A 13785-nucleotide genomic window follows, 5' to 3' on the forward strand; every position below is an offset into this window, starting at 1 on the left:
GCGTCATCGACCTTATGTCATACCTCTCGAACACGGAAACCCAATGGCAAAGAAACCCGGCAGAAAGCACGGCACCCCCGACGTTTCGCCGCTCAAGAAAACGTCAAGCTTGACCTTGATCGATGTCGCCAAGGTTGCCGGCGTTTCGCCTATCACGGTTTCCCGTGCTCTACATCGCCCCGAAGTGGTCAGCAAGGAAGCTCGGGAAAAAGTGCTCGAAGCGGTGCGCATTACGGGTTACGTATCCAACATGTTGGCCGGCGGCTTGGCGAGCAACAAATCGCGGCTAGTGGCGATCTTCCTGCCCACCATCGCTAACTCTATCTTCGCCGACACGGTGCAAGCGTTGATGGACCGTCTCACGGAAGCCGGCTATCAAACCTTGCTGGGCCTGACGGGCTACTCCGCCGAACAGGAAGAAAAACTTCTCGAGGCCGTCCTCGGCCGCCGGCCTGACGGCATCGTCCTGACTGGGACCCTGCACACGGAGTCCAGCCGTCTACGCTTGGCGCAGTCGGGCATCCCGGTGGTTGAAGCGTGGGATTTGAGCGAAGATCCTTTGGACATGCTGGTAGGCTTTTCCCATGAAGGGGTAGGGGAGGCCACAGCTCGCCACCTGCTTGCTAAAGGCTACAAGCGCTTTGCCGTGGTCACCATCAGCGACCCTCGCGGTCTTCGCCGCTGCAAAAGTATGATTGCCGAGTTGCAGCATCAGGGTGTGGTTGACGTTCCAATGCAGATCATGACACCGCCTGCCACGCTGGAAGTCGGTCGTGAGGGTCTGCGCCAGCTGTTCGAACAGGGCGCGATACCCGAGGTGATTGTATGCAGTTCCGACACCATCGCCCAAGGTGTGCTTGCTGAAGCCGCCAGCCGTGGTCTACAGGTACCTGCAGACCTGGCGGTGATGGGCTTTGGCGACCTGAGCAGCGCGGCCCATGTCTATCCCGCGTTGTCGACGGTGCGCGTGGACGGCAAGCGCATTGGTGACCAAATCGCCAAGGCTCTGCTGGATCGCTTCCAATACCCGGCGGTCAGCGCTGATCCCGTGCGAATCGATACCGGATTTACTCTCGTTGATCGGCAAAGCACTTGAACCGGTTCCAGCTGAAAAACCTACCAACGCACGCTTGAATGATTGCGCAATCAGTGTAGGATCGCTACGACGGCCATCCCGGGATCGCAGGGGATGGCTTTTTTTGAGTTGGATATGATTGCGCAATCATATGCTCGATCGGAAATTTTGATCCCAAGGTTGCAAAGCGCTAAAACACAATAAGGACAATAAAAGTGAAGACACCCGCATACCCGGTCGCGAAGACCAACGTCCGCTATCTCATCCTTGCGATGATTTTTATCGTTACGGTGTTCAACTACGTCGACCGTGCCACCTTGTCTATTGCTGCGCCTGCGATGCGCGCTGATCTGGGGTTCGATGCGATTACCATGGGTATCGCTTTTTCGGCTTTCGGCTGGGCCTATACGAGCATGCAGATCCCGGGCGGCATCGTGCTTGATCGTTTCGGCTCGCGGATGACGCTGGGCATCAGTCTGATCCTCTGGTCGACACTGACCTTCCTGCAAGGGTACGTGGACCTGTTCAGCTCCGCATTCCTGGCACTTTTCGTGCTGCGCTTTCTGATGGGCGTTGCCGAGTCTCCTGCGTTCCCAGCCAACAATCGGCTGACGGTCATGTGGTTTCCGCGCCACGAGCGTGGTCTGGCTACGGCGATTTTCCAATCAGCGCAATACTTCGCGTTGGCAGCCTTCACCCCACTGATGGTGTTACTGCTCAATAGTTTTGGCTGGCAGCACGTGTTCTTCTGGACCGGCGGGGTAGGGATACTCATCGGCCTGCTGTGGTTCAAAATGGTCCACGAACCTCGCAAAGACAAGCGCGCCAATCAGGCAGAGATTGACTACATCGAAGCAGGTGGCGGCTTACCAGGTATCGGCGACACCAAGACGCCGTTCAGTTGGAAGAATGTTCGGGCCATCGGCGGCAATCGCATGATGCTGGGCATTTACCTGGGCCAATTCTGCCTGACCTCCATCACCTGGTTCTTCCTGACCTGGTTCCCCACCTACCTGATCGAAGCCAAAGGCATGACCATGCTCAAGGTCGGCCTGGTCGCGGCCATTCCACCGATCGCCGGTTGCCTGGGCGGCATGATCGGCGGTGTGTGGTCCGACTGGATGCTCAAGAAGGGTTACAGCCTGACCACCGCCCGCAAGACACCGATCATCTGCGGTTTGCTGCTGTCGAGCAGCATCGTTGTTGCCAACTACACCCAGTCCGTGCCCTTGGTCATCCTGGTGATGTCCATAGCGTTTTTCGCCAAGGGCGTCGGCAACCTTGGCTGGTGCATCGTCGGCGACGTCTCGCCCAAGCGCGCCATGGGTATCAGCGGCGCAATGTTCAACTTCTGCGGCAACATAGCCAGCATCGTCACCCCAATTGCGATCGGCGTGCTGGTCAATCAATTGGGCTCTTTCGACGCGGCGCTGATGTATGTGGGCGCGATGGGGCTGCTGGGTGCTTTCGCCTACCTGTTCATCGTGGGCCCGCTTAAGCGTATGGACATCGATGAGCTGAACGACTCGCCCACGCCGGCACCTGGGCCGCTGAAGGCCGAACTGACCAATCCACGCTCCTGATAACGCATCACCTATCTTTCCACCTAGGGAGAGCACCATGCTCGGACAAGAACAAAGCCAAAAATCTGCCGACGATGACCGTATCGCCTACGTCAAGGTCTCCTCGGTCTTTCTGCCCTTGGCCAACCCGATCAGCGACGCCAAAGTGCTCACTGGACGGCAGAAGCCCATGACGGAAATCGCCATTCTGTTCGCCGAAATCGAAACCGTCGATGGCCATAAGGGCTTGGGCTTCAGCTACTCGAAACGGGCGGGCGGCCCGGGTCAGTTTGCCCATGCGAAGGAGATCGCGCCGGCGCTGATCGGTGAAAACCCCAGCGACATTTCCAAGCTCTGGACCAAGCTGTGCTGGGCCGGCGCCTCGGTCGGGCGCAGTGGTCTGTCGACTCAGGCCATCGGTGCATTCGATGTCGCGCTGTGGGACCTCAAGGCCAAGCGCGCCAATCTTTCCCTGGCTCGTCTGTTAGGAGCCCAGCGTGATTCGGTCCGCTGCTACAACACCTCGGGCGGCTTTCTACACACGCCGCTCGACCAGCTTCTAAAGAACACTGACATCTCCCGGGAAAAGGGCATCGGCGGCATCAAATTGAAGGTTGGCCAACCCGATTGCGCCATCGATATCGAGCGAGTCAGCACCGTGCGCAGGCACCTGGGCGACAACTTCCCGTTGATGGTCGATGCCAATCAGCAGTGGGATCGTCCGACCGCCCAGCGCATGTGCCGGCGGTTCGAAGAATTCAACCTGATTTGGATCGAGGAGCCGCTGGACTGCTACGACGCTGAAGGCCATGCCGCTCTGGCACAACAGTTCGACACCCCGATCGCTACGGGTGAGATGTTGACCAGCGTCGCCGAGCATGCAGAATTCATCAGGTTGCGAGGCGCTGACTTCCTGATGCCTGATGCCCCACGTGTAGGTGGTATTACTCCGTATCTGAAAGTCGCAGCAATGGCCGAACAGGCGGGCGTGATGCTGGCCCCACATTTCGCCATGGAACTGCATGTGCACTTGGCGGCGGCGTATCCCACCGAGCCGTGGGTCGAGCATTTCGAATGGCTCGAACCGCTGTTCAACGAACGTCTCGAAACGCGCGAAGGCCGTATGCTGGTACCGACACGCCCTGGCCTTGGCCTTTCTCTGAGCGAACACGTTGTGCCCTGGACCGCACAAGTGGCTGAAGTCGGTCATCGTCCATAGTTCGTCGATCATTTGACATGACCAGGGCGGCGGGAGGCGGCAATCGACAGCTGCCCGTCGCTAAGCAATACAATTGGCCGAGAACGAACATCTTTTGCCCAAGAATGTCTTCAGTGCCAGCAAAATTTTTTAAGCAAAAAAAAGGGCCTCTCAAGGGCCCTTTACAGCGACAGAAATTCAGTCATTCCAGGGAGCGTTCACTTCCTGGCGATAGGCCATTCGATCGGTTAAAGCGCTGCCTTTAGATTACGCCCGAGCACTCGGTGATATTCGGCCTGGGCAGTCTGTTCAGTGAATTCCCCCGACCATTTCGACACCACCACCGTCGCTACGCTATTGCCGATGGTGTTGCAGGTGGCAATGGCCATGGACATGAAACGGTACACGCCAAACAAAAGGGCGAGACCCTCCACCGGCAATACGCCAATGGCTGTCACTGTGGCGGCAAAGACCACGAAACTTCCACCGGACACTGCGGCTGCACCTTTGGACGTCACCAGCATGATAGCGACGGTGTCCAACTGTTGTTCCCAACTCATGGGTACGCCGTAAGCATTGGCGATGAACAGTACGCAGAGCGACATGTAGATGGATGTACCATCAAGGTTGAAGGCGTAACCGGTCGGCAAGACCAGGCCTACGCTCTGCTTGGAGCAACCGAATCTCTCCAGTTTTTGCAGCAGACGTGGGAGGGCGCTCTCCGAGGAAGCGGTACCGAGCACAATGAATATCTCATCTTTGATGTAGTTCAGGAATCGCCACAGGCTGAAGCCTGAAATACGGCAGACCGCGCCTAACACCACGAAAATGAAGAAAGCGATGCAGACGTAGAACATCAGCACCAAGTTTGCCAGCGACATCAGCACAGCACTGCCATTGCTGCCTACCGCGTAGGCCACCGAACCAAAGGCGCCGAGCGGTGCGAACTTCATGATCAGGTTGATGAACTCGAAGAAGCATTCGGAGATTCGGCTCAAGCCATCTTCGATGACACTGCGTCGTTCGGGTTTCAGAGCGAGCAGCGCAAAACCGAACAGCACCGAGATCACCAGCACCTGCAACAGTTGTCCACCCGCGAAAGCGCCGACGAAGTTATCCGGGAAGATCCCGTAGATAAAGTCCATCGTTGAGGCTGGAGCGTGGCCTCTAGCAACCGCTGCACTAGCCGCTGCCGCTGTAGCGCTGCTCGGATGGGCATCGTGCATGCCCGAGCCGATGTTCAGCAGATTGCCCCACAGCAGGCCGATAGCCAGGGCAATGGTCGAGACGATTTCGAAGTAGATCAGTGCACGCAAGCCGACCTTGCCGACCCGCTTGATATCGCCTGCCGAAGCAATGCCATGGACGACGGTGAAGAACACCAGAGGTGCAACGGCGGTTTTGATCAGCTTGAGAAAGATATCGCCGAGGATCTTGAATTCGGCGGCCAGTTCCGGCGCCAAGAAGCCAAAGGCAATACCCAGCACCATGGCAGCGATGACCTGGAAGGTCAGGTCTTTGTAGAACGGCTTTTTGTTGATAGTAGTCATGTCTGCGATCTCGTTGTTTTTATTGGCGAGCAAAGTGCAGAAAGGGGCCCGGTCATGGCCGAGCCCCGTAAAATTAGCGCTTAACAGAACCCTCACGAGACAGCGCGATATCCACCATTTGGGGAGCAAGGCCCAAATAGTTAGACGGGTCGGTCAGGCGCTTGAGTTCGTCGATATCCAGTTGCGCTGTGGCTTCGCCCTGAGCGAGCAAGGCATCGAGCAGACTGGTGCCTTCATCGTTGGCCATGCGGCAGGCGGCATAGACCACGTCATGTGCCACCTGACGACCCAACGCGGGGGCCAAGCCCATCATCACTGCTTCGGCGACGATCAGACCTTGAGTCATGTCGAGGTTCTTGCGCATGCGCTCAGTGCGTACCTCTAGGCCGGCGAGCATGAATTTCGCTTGGCCCAGCGACGCGGCGCTCAAGGCAAAGGCTTCGGGGATGGCGATCCATTCGGCTTGCCATGGGCCAGTCGAACGCTCGAAGTCCTGGATCATTGCATCAAGCATCAGGCCCGCATGCTGACGTACACCTTTGGCGGCGGCGTACATCAACTCGCAAGAGATCGGGTTGCGCTTCTGCGGCATAGTGCTGCTCGCACCACGACCTTTGACGAAGGGTTCGTACACTTCACCCAACTCGCTGGTCATCATCATCATGACGTCCAATGCGACTTTGCCCAAAGAGCCGGTCACCAGTCCGAGGAAGTTCAGGGTTTCGGCCAGACCGTCGCGGGCGACGTGCCATGTGGCTTGCGGCACACCCAGACCCAGTTCTGCCATCAAGGCTTCCTGAACCTCCAGGCCTTTATCACCGAGTGACGCCAAGGTACCCGCCGCGCCGGCGAATTGACCGATCTCCACCCGTGGGCGCAACTCGACCAGTCGCTCGGCGTGACGGTCGAACATGCTCAGCCACACGGCGCATTTGTAGCCAAAGGTGATGGGCAACGCATGTTGCAGGTGAGTGCGGCCAGCCATTGGTGTATCCCGATAACGCTGGGCCAATTCCGCCAGCAAACCGCGAACAGCCTGAATGTCTCGCTCGACCAATGCCAATGCTGCACGCACTTGCAGCACGACGGCGGTGTCCATGATGTCTTGGGTGGTGGCGCCCCAGTGAACATAGCGACCTGCTTCGCCACAGGTTTTTGAAAGCTGTTCAACCAACGGCAGGATCGGGTATCCGACGATCTCGGTTTCGTGCTGCATCTGAGCCAAATCGAGCGAGGCATAGGTCGCCAGTTCGGCTATCTGTTCAGCGGCCTGACTTGGGATTACGCCACAGCGTGCTTCAGCGCGAGCCAGGGCCACTTCCACTTCAATGTAGCGTTCGATCAGGGCTTTGTCGGAGAACACACCGCGCATCTCTGCGGTGCCGAACATGTCGCGAAAGAGGGCGGAGTCGAAGACAGTGCTGGACATGGGGTAATCCTGATATGTTTGTTATTGATCGGACATAATGTATATGTACGTACATAATTCTTACGTCCTCACTGATACACTGTCAACTCTCTGAACGCTCGGGACTGATGAAAGGTATGAACCAGACGCGCTATGCGGTCGTTGCAAAAGATCTGATGGAGGGGATTTCCAGCGGACGCTTTCCGGTCGGGACGTTGTTGCCCACGGAATTCGAGTTGTGCGAGTTGTATGACGTGAGCCGCCACACCGTGCGTGCTGCCATCACCCAGCTACAGAATCAGGGGATAGTGTCACGCCGCAAGCGGGTGGGTACGCGGGTCGAATCCACCACGCCCAAGGGGGGTTATTCGCAGTCGCTGGCGTCGGTGTCAGACTTGGTTCATCTGGCCGAAACCCAAGTGCGCAGTATTCAGGGTGTGAGGCATTTTGTGGCGGACGTCACGCTGGCCAAGCGACTAGGGTTGGAGCCTGGCGAGCATTACTTTTGTGTCTCGAGCATTCGGGTCGATCAGGAGAACCTGCGGGCACCGCTATGTTGGACGGACGTTTATGCCCACGACATTTACTCAGAGGTCATTGCACTGGCCGAGCAGCATCCTGACGAACTGATTGCCGCTTTGATCGAGCGGCATTTTGGTCGACACATTGATGTGGTTGATCAGCAAGTACGCGCGGTATTGCTGTCACCCGAGATTTCGAAGAGCCTCAATGCGGAAGCCGGTTCTCCGGGTTTGAACATCCTCCGTCAGTATCGTGACGAGGAGGGGGCTGTGATGGTGGTGTCTGAAACAACCCATCCTCAAGATAGATTTACGCTAGTCACCCAGATGCGCAGAGAAAAGAATCTGACCTCTTAGTAATGACTGCTTCTGGCCGTAAGCAGCCTGTCACGTTGATGTCTTGCGACCCGAAAGCGTCAACCTGAACCTCCGTCGATAACACCCAACACCGCTTCCAACCCCCAGCACACACAACAAAAAAAACCAGCAGGCTCACCTGCTGGGTCTACTCAATCCCCACCAATTACTTAGCCGTCAACGCCGAATAGCTGTTCATCAGGTTGCGGTAGTTAGGGATACGCTGCGACAGCAGATTACCCAACCCTTCGATATCGTTGCGCCAGTCGCGATGCAGCTCGCAGGCTACCGAGAACCAGTTCATCAGTTGTGCGCCGGCGGCGCTCATGCGGGCCCAGGCGGCCTGTTGGACCGTGGTGTTGAAGGTGCCGGAGGCATCGGTGACCACGAACACGTCAAAGCCTTCGGCCAGTGCCGACAGCGTCGGGAAGGCCACACAAACGTCGGTCACTACGCCGGCGATGATGATCTGTTTGCGGCCGGTGGCCTTGATCGCCTTGACGAAGTCTTCGTTGTCCCAGGCGTTTATCTGGCCAGGGCGGGCGATGTAGGGCGCGTCGGGGAACATCTCTTTGAGCTCCGGTACCAACGGGCCGTTAGGGCCTTGTTCGAAGCTGGTGGTGAGGATGGTCGGCAAGTTGAAGAACCGAGCGAGGTCGGCCAGCGCCAGTACGTTGTTCTTGAACTCATTGGGCGAGAAGTCCTGGACCAGGGAAATCAAGCCGGTCTGGTGATCGACCAGCAGGACAATGGCATCGTCTTTGTTCAGGCGGTTGTAGGTATTCTTAGTCATGGTGAAATCCTTTTTAGGCTGAGTGGGTAAGGGCTGCGCTGCAATGTGTGGCCAGATTACCCATCGGCTAAAAAACGAAAAACCACGTGATTGGCGTTTTACTGTCAACTGAAAGGAGACAATACAGCTCGCTGCTTTGGAGCTGCACGCTCTGCCGTGCTGGCCAATGCGTATGGCTGGAGCGCGACTGAACCACGGCACATCGATTAGGGGATGGCCGTGGTTTCTCCGTATTTACTTGGCGGTAGTAACCACGCGGGTGGGCTTTATCTCGGTGGCTGTCTCGTCCTGACCGAATCGGGTTTCAGGCAGGCAGAATAAGCCGATCACAAACGTGCAGCCCGCCACTACCACCGGATACCACAGCCCATAATAGATATCGCCGGTCGAGGCGACCATCGCGAACGCAGTGGCCGGCATGAAGCCGCCGAACCAGCCGTTGCCGATATTGTAGGGGAGGGAGGTCGCGGTGTAGCGAATCTGCGGCGGGAACAGCTCGACCAGCCACGCAGCCGCCGGGCTGTACACCATGGTCAGGTAAATCACCAGAACCACCATCAGCAACACCACCATTGGCTTGTTGATCGCGGCGGGGTCCGCCTTGAGCGGGTAGCCCTGGCTGGCGAGTTTCTCAGTGAGCTGTTTGTCCATGGCTGTGCGTTGTGTTTCCAGCACGTCGGTGGAAAGCCCTACACCGTTGACTGAATCGATGACGGTACTGCCTACGTGAATGGACGCACCTGCGACGGCCTCATCCACCGTGCTGTACGGAACAGAGTGTCGAATGAGCAGCGCCTTGGCTGTGTCGCACGCCGTCAGAAACGATGCCGTGCCGGTCGGGTTGAATTGAAATGAGCAGTCTGCCGGGTTTGCGTGCAGCGTGACGGGTGATGTTTTCAGCGCCATTTCGAGCGCCGGGTTGGCGTAATGCGTAATCGACTTGTAGATCGGAAAGTAGGTAAGCGATGCGAGCAGGCAGCCGCACAGAATCACTTTCTTGCGCCCGATCCGGTCGGCGAGCCAGCCAAAAAATATGTAGAACGGAAGGGCGATCACCAGTGCGGCGGTCAGCAGTTCTGTCACGACTAAAATGTCGACTTTAAGCGTTTGCAGCAGGAAGAACTGGATGTAGAACTGGCTGGTGTAAGCCACCACCCCCAGACCTGCCGTACACCCAAGCAGCGCAAAGAGCACCCGCAGCGAATACTTGCGGTTGGCAAACGTATCCCGAATGGGGGCCTTGGATTGTTTGCCTTCATCTTTCATCTTCAGGAATTCAGGGCTCTCGTGCAGCTTGAGCCGGATCCAGACGGAGATCGCCAACAGGACGATGGAAAACAGAAACGGCAGGCGCCAGCCCCAGTCGTTGAACCAGTCGTCGCCCAGCGCCGATCGACAGCCCAGGATGACGAATAGCGACAACAGCAACCCCAAGGTGCCGGTGGTTTGCAACCAGGAAGTATGAAAGCCTCGGTTAGAGCGCGACGAGTGCTCCGCCACGTAAGTGACCGCCCCGCCATATTCGCCACCGACCGCTAGGCCTTGAAGCAGGCGCAGAACAATCAGCACACAAGGCGCGAGAATACCGACACTCTCGTAGGACGGAAGCAGGCCGACAATGAACGTTGGAACGCCCATGAGCACAATGGTGATCAGAAATGTGTACTTGCGGCCCGCCATGTCGCCGAGCCGCCCGAACACCAGTGATCCGAACGGGCGAACGACAAAGCCTGCCGCAAATGCGAGAAGGGCAAAGATGTACGCTGCGGTGGGGTTCACGCCCGAAAAAAACTGGTGAGCAATGACCGTGGACAGGGAGCCGTAAAGGTAGAAGTCATACCACTCGAACAACGTCCCCATAGAAGCGGCTGCGACGACTTTTCGCTGCTGGCGAGGTGACACAGCAGTCTGCTGATCGATAGTGTTCATTGGTTTTCCTTTAGGGTGACGAGGTGCGTCACTTTTTATTTTGAGGAAATTTCTTTCAGTGAACGTACGGCGGTCTGGCCGGTTGGGAACGGGTCAGACTGGCTTTTCCTGTGCTCGATCTTTCAGGTCATCACAAGACAAGCGATAGTACAATTAAAGTACAATTTAGGCTTTGGCAAACTATTTTTGTACAAGACGGATTGGCGGCAACCCGCTCATCGGGAGCACAAGCAGATGAAGTCGGGGCTGCGCAGGTGCTTGCGTGCCTCGTTGATCAGAGGTAGAACCCCAGCAGTTCTTGAAAGCAGAAGCGGAAAATGGCCAACGATCTCATCTACGAGGCTCTTCGAAATCGCATCATCGCTGGTCAGTACGGACCAGGTACTCAACTCAAGGAAGAACCACTCGGCAAGGAGTTCGGGCTTAGTCGAACGCCGGTCCGGACGGCTCTCAAGAAGCTGGTGGATGACGGGCTAGTCGTCATTGAAGCCAATCGAGGCGTGTTCGTCGCAAGGTGGACTCAGTGGGACATCGAGGAGATGTTCAGTTTTCGGGAGCTGCTTGAGCCCCATGCGGCGATGCTTGCCGCGCAGCGCGCCACCGAGGCTGACGTTGTTGAACTGCACAAGATCAACGGTCAGATGGCATCGGCTATTGCGCACAAGGGCAGCGATGTCACCTTGAAGGTCCAGGCCGCTAACCGGGCGTTCCATGGCCACGTGCTTGAGATGTCCCGCTCGCAAAGGCTGAAGTCCATGCTCGCCACGCTCATCGACATGCCTGTCATCACGCGCTCGTTCTTTCTTTACAAGCCGGGGGATTTTGATCGCAGCCTGCAGCAGCATCTGGATATCACGTACGCCATTGAGCTAAGAGATGGCGAACTGGCGAAACAGGCCATGCAAACGCATATCCGAATGGCGTATCTCCGCTTCATGGCGCATCGCAGCAACGCCCCTCTTCGTTGAGCGCTTAATACAAAAACAAAACAATTTAGGGTAGGGTTGCCACAACGACAATACATATCAGGAATGGCGATGATCCCTTCGACCGTTGGACACAGCGCAGCCTTGCCCGATCTGGCATGTGACTGCCACATGCATGTTTTCAGTGATGCCTATCCGATCGCGGCCACCGCTACGCTTGGTTCACCTCCGGCGTCACTGGCGGATTACGCTGTCGTCCAGCAGACCTTGGGCCTGCAACGTCATGTGCTCGTGCAACCTTCCGCGTATGGCACTGACAACCGTCTGCTGATGCAGACGCTTTCGACTACGCCCTCGACCGCCCGAGGCGTGGCAGTGGTCGACAGCGCGGTGAGTGACGCCGAGCTTGCAGCGCTGGACCGCGCGGGTGTGGTGGGAATCCGCTTCAATCAGGTGCAGCAAGGTGCGACAACCATGGAGATGTTCGACGCGCTTGCCCCCCGTGTGAATGAACTGGGCTGGCACGTTCAATTGCATTTGATGCCATCGGAGTTGATACGGCAGGCGCCGCGTCTGGCCGCTGCAAAGGTGCCGATAGTGCTCGACCACTATGCCCGGCTGTGCGCGTCTCCCGAACTGATCGATGAAACCTGGCTGACGTTGATTCGCCTGATGGCCACGGGCAATACCTGGCTGAAACTCTCCGCCCCATACCTTGCCTCGCGTCCAGATGACCCGGCGTTCAGTCAATTATTCGAGTTCACCCAAAGACTGGTTCGCGGGCATGTCGATCGGTTGGTGTGGGGTTCCGATTGGCCTCATGTGACGGAAACCAGCAAGCCCGACGATGCGCAGCTCCTGAACCGCTTGCAGCGTTTGCTGGCCGAAGACTCGGCAGCGGAGCGGGCGATCTTCTGCCGCAACCCTGCTGCGCTTTATCATTTTGATGAATAGCGATAGGACACAGAGTGCCGTAGCGGGCGGTTGATTCCTTTAAGGAATTAATAGGGTTTCTAATTTATCGCTTTTTCTACCCTTGCAGAATGCCGACGATGGCCACTCCAATAAGCATAAAAAAGGGGAGAGGCCATGACTGCAATCGCCACCACGGAAATCGCCGTGCAGACGGCAAGGTCAAAGTATCGCTGGGTAGTCCTGTCGGTCATCGTCGTCGTCTACATGCTGGCCGCCGCCGACCGGGCCAACATCGGTATCGCGCTGCCCTATATCCAGAAGGAGTTCGGCGCCACTAACGCCCAGGCAGGGCTGCTGGTCAGTGCATTCTTCCTGTTCTATTCCCTCGGGCAGATTCCCGCGGGTTTCTTGCTCAGCCGCGTGAGCGTGCGTCTGGTCGCGCCGGTGTCCATTGGTCTGACGTCCCTGGTCACGGTGCTCATTGGCACGGCGCATAACTTCGGGCTGTTGAAGATCTACCGGTCAGCCCTCGGAATCGCTGAAGCGGCACTGCCGTTGTCGATGCTCAGCACCATCAACCGCTGGTTTCCGGCGCGGGAGAAGGGGCTGGCCACGGGGGCTTTTCTGTCCGCTGCGAAGATGGGTGCGGTGATCGCGCCGCCTATCGGCGCTGCGCTGATCATGCTCGATGGTTGGCGCACGATGTTCTTCGCCTTTGCTATTCCGGGGCTGTTGATGGCGTTGATCTGGTGGTGGCTGGTGCCCAATGATCCGCGCTTGGGGCAGCGGGTCAACGAGGCCGAGGCCACCTACATCGAGGATCAGACCCAGCGCGAAACCGGTGCTGAGCGCGCTCATAAGAACTTCGGCGCTCTGGATAAACTGCTGCGGTACAAGCACACAATGCCGCTGAGCACTTCGCGTTCGGTGTTCAGGTCCTGGAACATCTGGGGCTGCGGGCTGGGCTATTTGCTGATGACGGGCGTCGTCAACGTGCTGCTCGCGTGGCTGCCGAAGTACCTGGGAGAAGTGAAGCATTTCGAGCTGATGCAGATTGGCTTTGTCGCCTCGCTGCCGTTCGCCGGTGGCGTGTTGGGTAACATCGCAGGGGGCTGGCTGTCGGACACCGTTCTGGACCGTCGCAGAAAGCCGACCATGATGATCAGCGCCGTGGCCACGTGCCTGATGATGGTCGCGCTGGTCTACGCGCCCAATGACCTGCTGTCCGTCAGCCTGCTTTTGTTCGGCACCGGTTTTTTGCTGAACATCGGCTACTCATCGTTTTCCGTGTATTCGATGGGCGTCACCACACGCACCACATACCCGGTCGCAGCCTCGCTGGTGAACAGTGCAGGGCAGGCAGGCGGGGCGATGGCGCCGTTGATCACCGGCATGCTACTGGACAGCTACAGCTGGACGGCGGTGTTCCTGTTCCTGGGGGCCTGCTCACTTGCGGCATTGGTCTTCGTGCTGACCATTCATGAACCCGCCGACCTCAGCGAGCAGAAGACGGCCGGGTAAATGTCCTCCCTGCCTGATCCAAGGCGCACG

At 57.5% G+C, this 13785-nt stretch carries 11 protein-coding genes; 7 read left to right on the forward strand and 4 right to left on the reverse strand.

Annotated features, from left to right (window positions below; translation table 11 throughout):
• Positions 1-43 precede the first annotated feature (43 nt).
• The 3 genes from REH34_RS25495 (at position 44) to REH34_RS25505 (ending at position 3856) form a co-directional block, all read left to right on the forward strand.
• The gene (locus REH34_RS25495) at positions 44-1096 is read left to right on the forward strand and encodes a LacI family DNA-binding transcriptional regulator (RefSeq protein WP_311969608.1); all 1053 of its coding nucleotides are present in this window, start codon (positions 44-46) and stop codon (positions 1094-1096) included.
• 251 nt (positions 1097-1347) lie between these two features.
• Entirely contained in the window at positions 1348-2658 is a 1311-nt protein-coding gene (locus tag REH34_RS25500; RefSeq protein WP_311972161.1) for an MFS transporter, read from the forward strand.
• A gap of 37 nt (positions 2659-2695) precedes the next feature.
• A complete protein-coding gene (locus REH34_RS25505) occupies positions 2696-3856 on the forward strand; it encodes an L-talarate/galactarate dehydratase (RefSeq protein ID WP_311969609.1) in 1161 nt (386 codons plus the stop codon).
• A gap of 227 nt (positions 3857-4083) precedes the next feature.
• Here the strand turns inward: REH34_RS25505 and REH34_RS25510 are convergent, their stop codons facing one another.
• Together REH34_RS25510 and REH34_RS25515 are read right to left on the reverse strand one after the other, a co-directional pair.
• Complete coding sequence (locus REH34_RS25510; RefSeq protein ID WP_311969610.1) at positions 4084-5385, reverse strand: cation:dicarboxylate symporter family transporter; 1302 nt, start codon at positions 5383-5385, stop codon at positions 4084-4086.
• A 73-nt stretch (positions 5386-5458) separates the two neighbouring features.
• Positions 5459-6814 (reverse strand): adenylosuccinate lyase family protein, encoded by a 1356-nt coding sequence (locus REH34_RS25515; RefSeq protein ID WP_311969611.1) that lies wholly within the window; start codon positions 6812-6814, stop codon positions 5459-5461.
• A gap of 116 nt (positions 6815-6930) precedes the next feature.
• On the opposite strand from REH34_RS25515, the gene REH34_RS25520 reads away from it, so the two are divergent.
• Positions 6931-7671 (forward strand): GntR family transcriptional regulator, encoded by a 741-nt coding sequence (locus tag REH34_RS25520; RefSeq protein WP_311969612.1) that lies wholly within the window; start codon positions 6931-6933, stop codon positions 7669-7671.
• A gap of 166 nt (positions 7672-7837) precedes the next feature.
• Here the strand turns inward: REH34_RS25520 and ycaC are convergent, their stop codons facing one another.
• Positions 7838-8464 carry an isochorismate family cysteine hydrolase YcaC gene (gene ycaC / locus REH34_RS25525; protein ID WP_311969613.1) on the reverse strand — a complete coding sequence of 209 codons (627 nt, stop codon included), beginning with the start codon at positions 8462-8464 and terminating at the stop codon, positions 7838-7840.
• A 234-nt stretch (positions 8465-8698) separates the two neighbouring features.
• Positions 8699-10393, reverse strand: coding sequence for an MFS transporter (locus REH34_RS25530; RefSeq protein ID WP_311969614.1), 1695 nt, complete (start codon positions 10391-10393; stop codon positions 8699-8701).
• A 317-nt stretch (positions 10394-10710) separates the two neighbouring features.
• Between REH34_RS25530 and REH34_RS25535 the strand changes: the two genes are divergently transcribed.
• From REH34_RS25535 to REH34_RS25545, 3 genes are all read left to right on the forward strand, one after another.
• A complete protein-coding gene (locus REH34_RS25535) occupies positions 10711-11361 on the forward strand; it encodes a GntR family transcriptional regulator (protein ID WP_311969615.1) in 651 nt (216 codons plus the stop codon).
• A 69-nt stretch (positions 11362-11430) separates the two neighbouring features.
• A complete protein-coding gene (locus REH34_RS25540; protein WP_311969616.1) occupies positions 11431-12273 on the forward strand; it encodes an amidohydrolase family protein in 843 nt (280 codons plus the stop codon).
• 135 nt (positions 12274-12408) lie between these two features.
• On the forward strand, positions 12409-13755 hold the full coding sequence (locus tag REH34_RS25545) for an MFS transporter (protein ID WP_311969618.1): 1347 nt from the start codon (positions 12409-12411) through the stop codon (positions 13753-13755).
• The last annotated feature ends 30 nt before the right edge of the window (positions 13756-13785 follow it).

The sequence above is a fragment of the Pseudomonas baltica genome (genome assembly GCF_031880315.1).
Taxonomy (GTDB): domain Bacteria; phylum Pseudomonadota; class Gammaproteobacteria; order Pseudomonadales; family Pseudomonadaceae; genus Aquipseudomonas.

Excerpts from the sequence above, each read along its gene's own strand:
- REH34_RS25495 (WP_311969608.1), top strand. The coding sequence starts at position 44 with ATGGCAAAGAAACCCGGCAGAAAGCACGGCACCCCCGACGTTTCGCCG.
- REH34_RS25500 (WP_311972161.1), top strand. The coding sequence starts at position 1,348 with ATGATTTTTATCGTTACGGTGTTCAACTACGTCGACCGTGCCACCTTG.
- REH34_RS25505 (WP_311969609.1), top strand. The coding sequence starts at position 2,696 with ATGCTCGGACAAGAACAAAGCCAAAAATCTGCCGACGATGACCGTATC.
- REH34_RS25510 (WP_311969610.1), bottom strand. The coding sequence starts at position 5,385 with ATGACTACTATCAACAAAAAGCCGTTCTACAAAGACCTGACCTTCCAG.
- REH34_RS25515 (WP_311969611.1), bottom strand. The coding sequence starts at position 6,814 with ATGTCCAGCACTGTCTTCGACTCCGCCCTCTTTCGCGACATGTTCGGC.
- REH34_RS25520 (WP_311969612.1), top strand. The coding sequence starts at position 6,931 with ATGAACCAGACGCGCTATGCGGTCGTTGCAAAAGATCTGATGGAGGGG.
- ycaC (WP_311969613.1), bottom strand. The coding sequence starts at position 8,464 with ATGACTAAGAATACCTACAACCGCCTGAACAAAGACGATGCCATTGTC.
- REH34_RS25530 (WP_311969614.1), bottom strand. The coding sequence starts at position 10,393 with ATGAACACTATCGATCAGCAGACTGCTGTGTCACCTCGCCAGCAGCGA.
- REH34_RS25535 (WP_311969615.1), top strand. The coding sequence starts at position 10,711 with ATGGCCAACGATCTCATCTACGAGGCTCTTCGAAATCGCATCATCGCT.
- REH34_RS25540 (WP_311969616.1), top strand. The coding sequence starts at position 11,431 with ATGATCCCTTCGACCGTTGGACACAGCGCAGCCTTGCCCGATCTGGCA.
- REH34_RS25545 (WP_311969618.1), top strand. The coding sequence starts at position 12,409 with ATGACTGCAATCGCCACCACGGAAATCGCCGTGCAGACGGCAAGGTCA.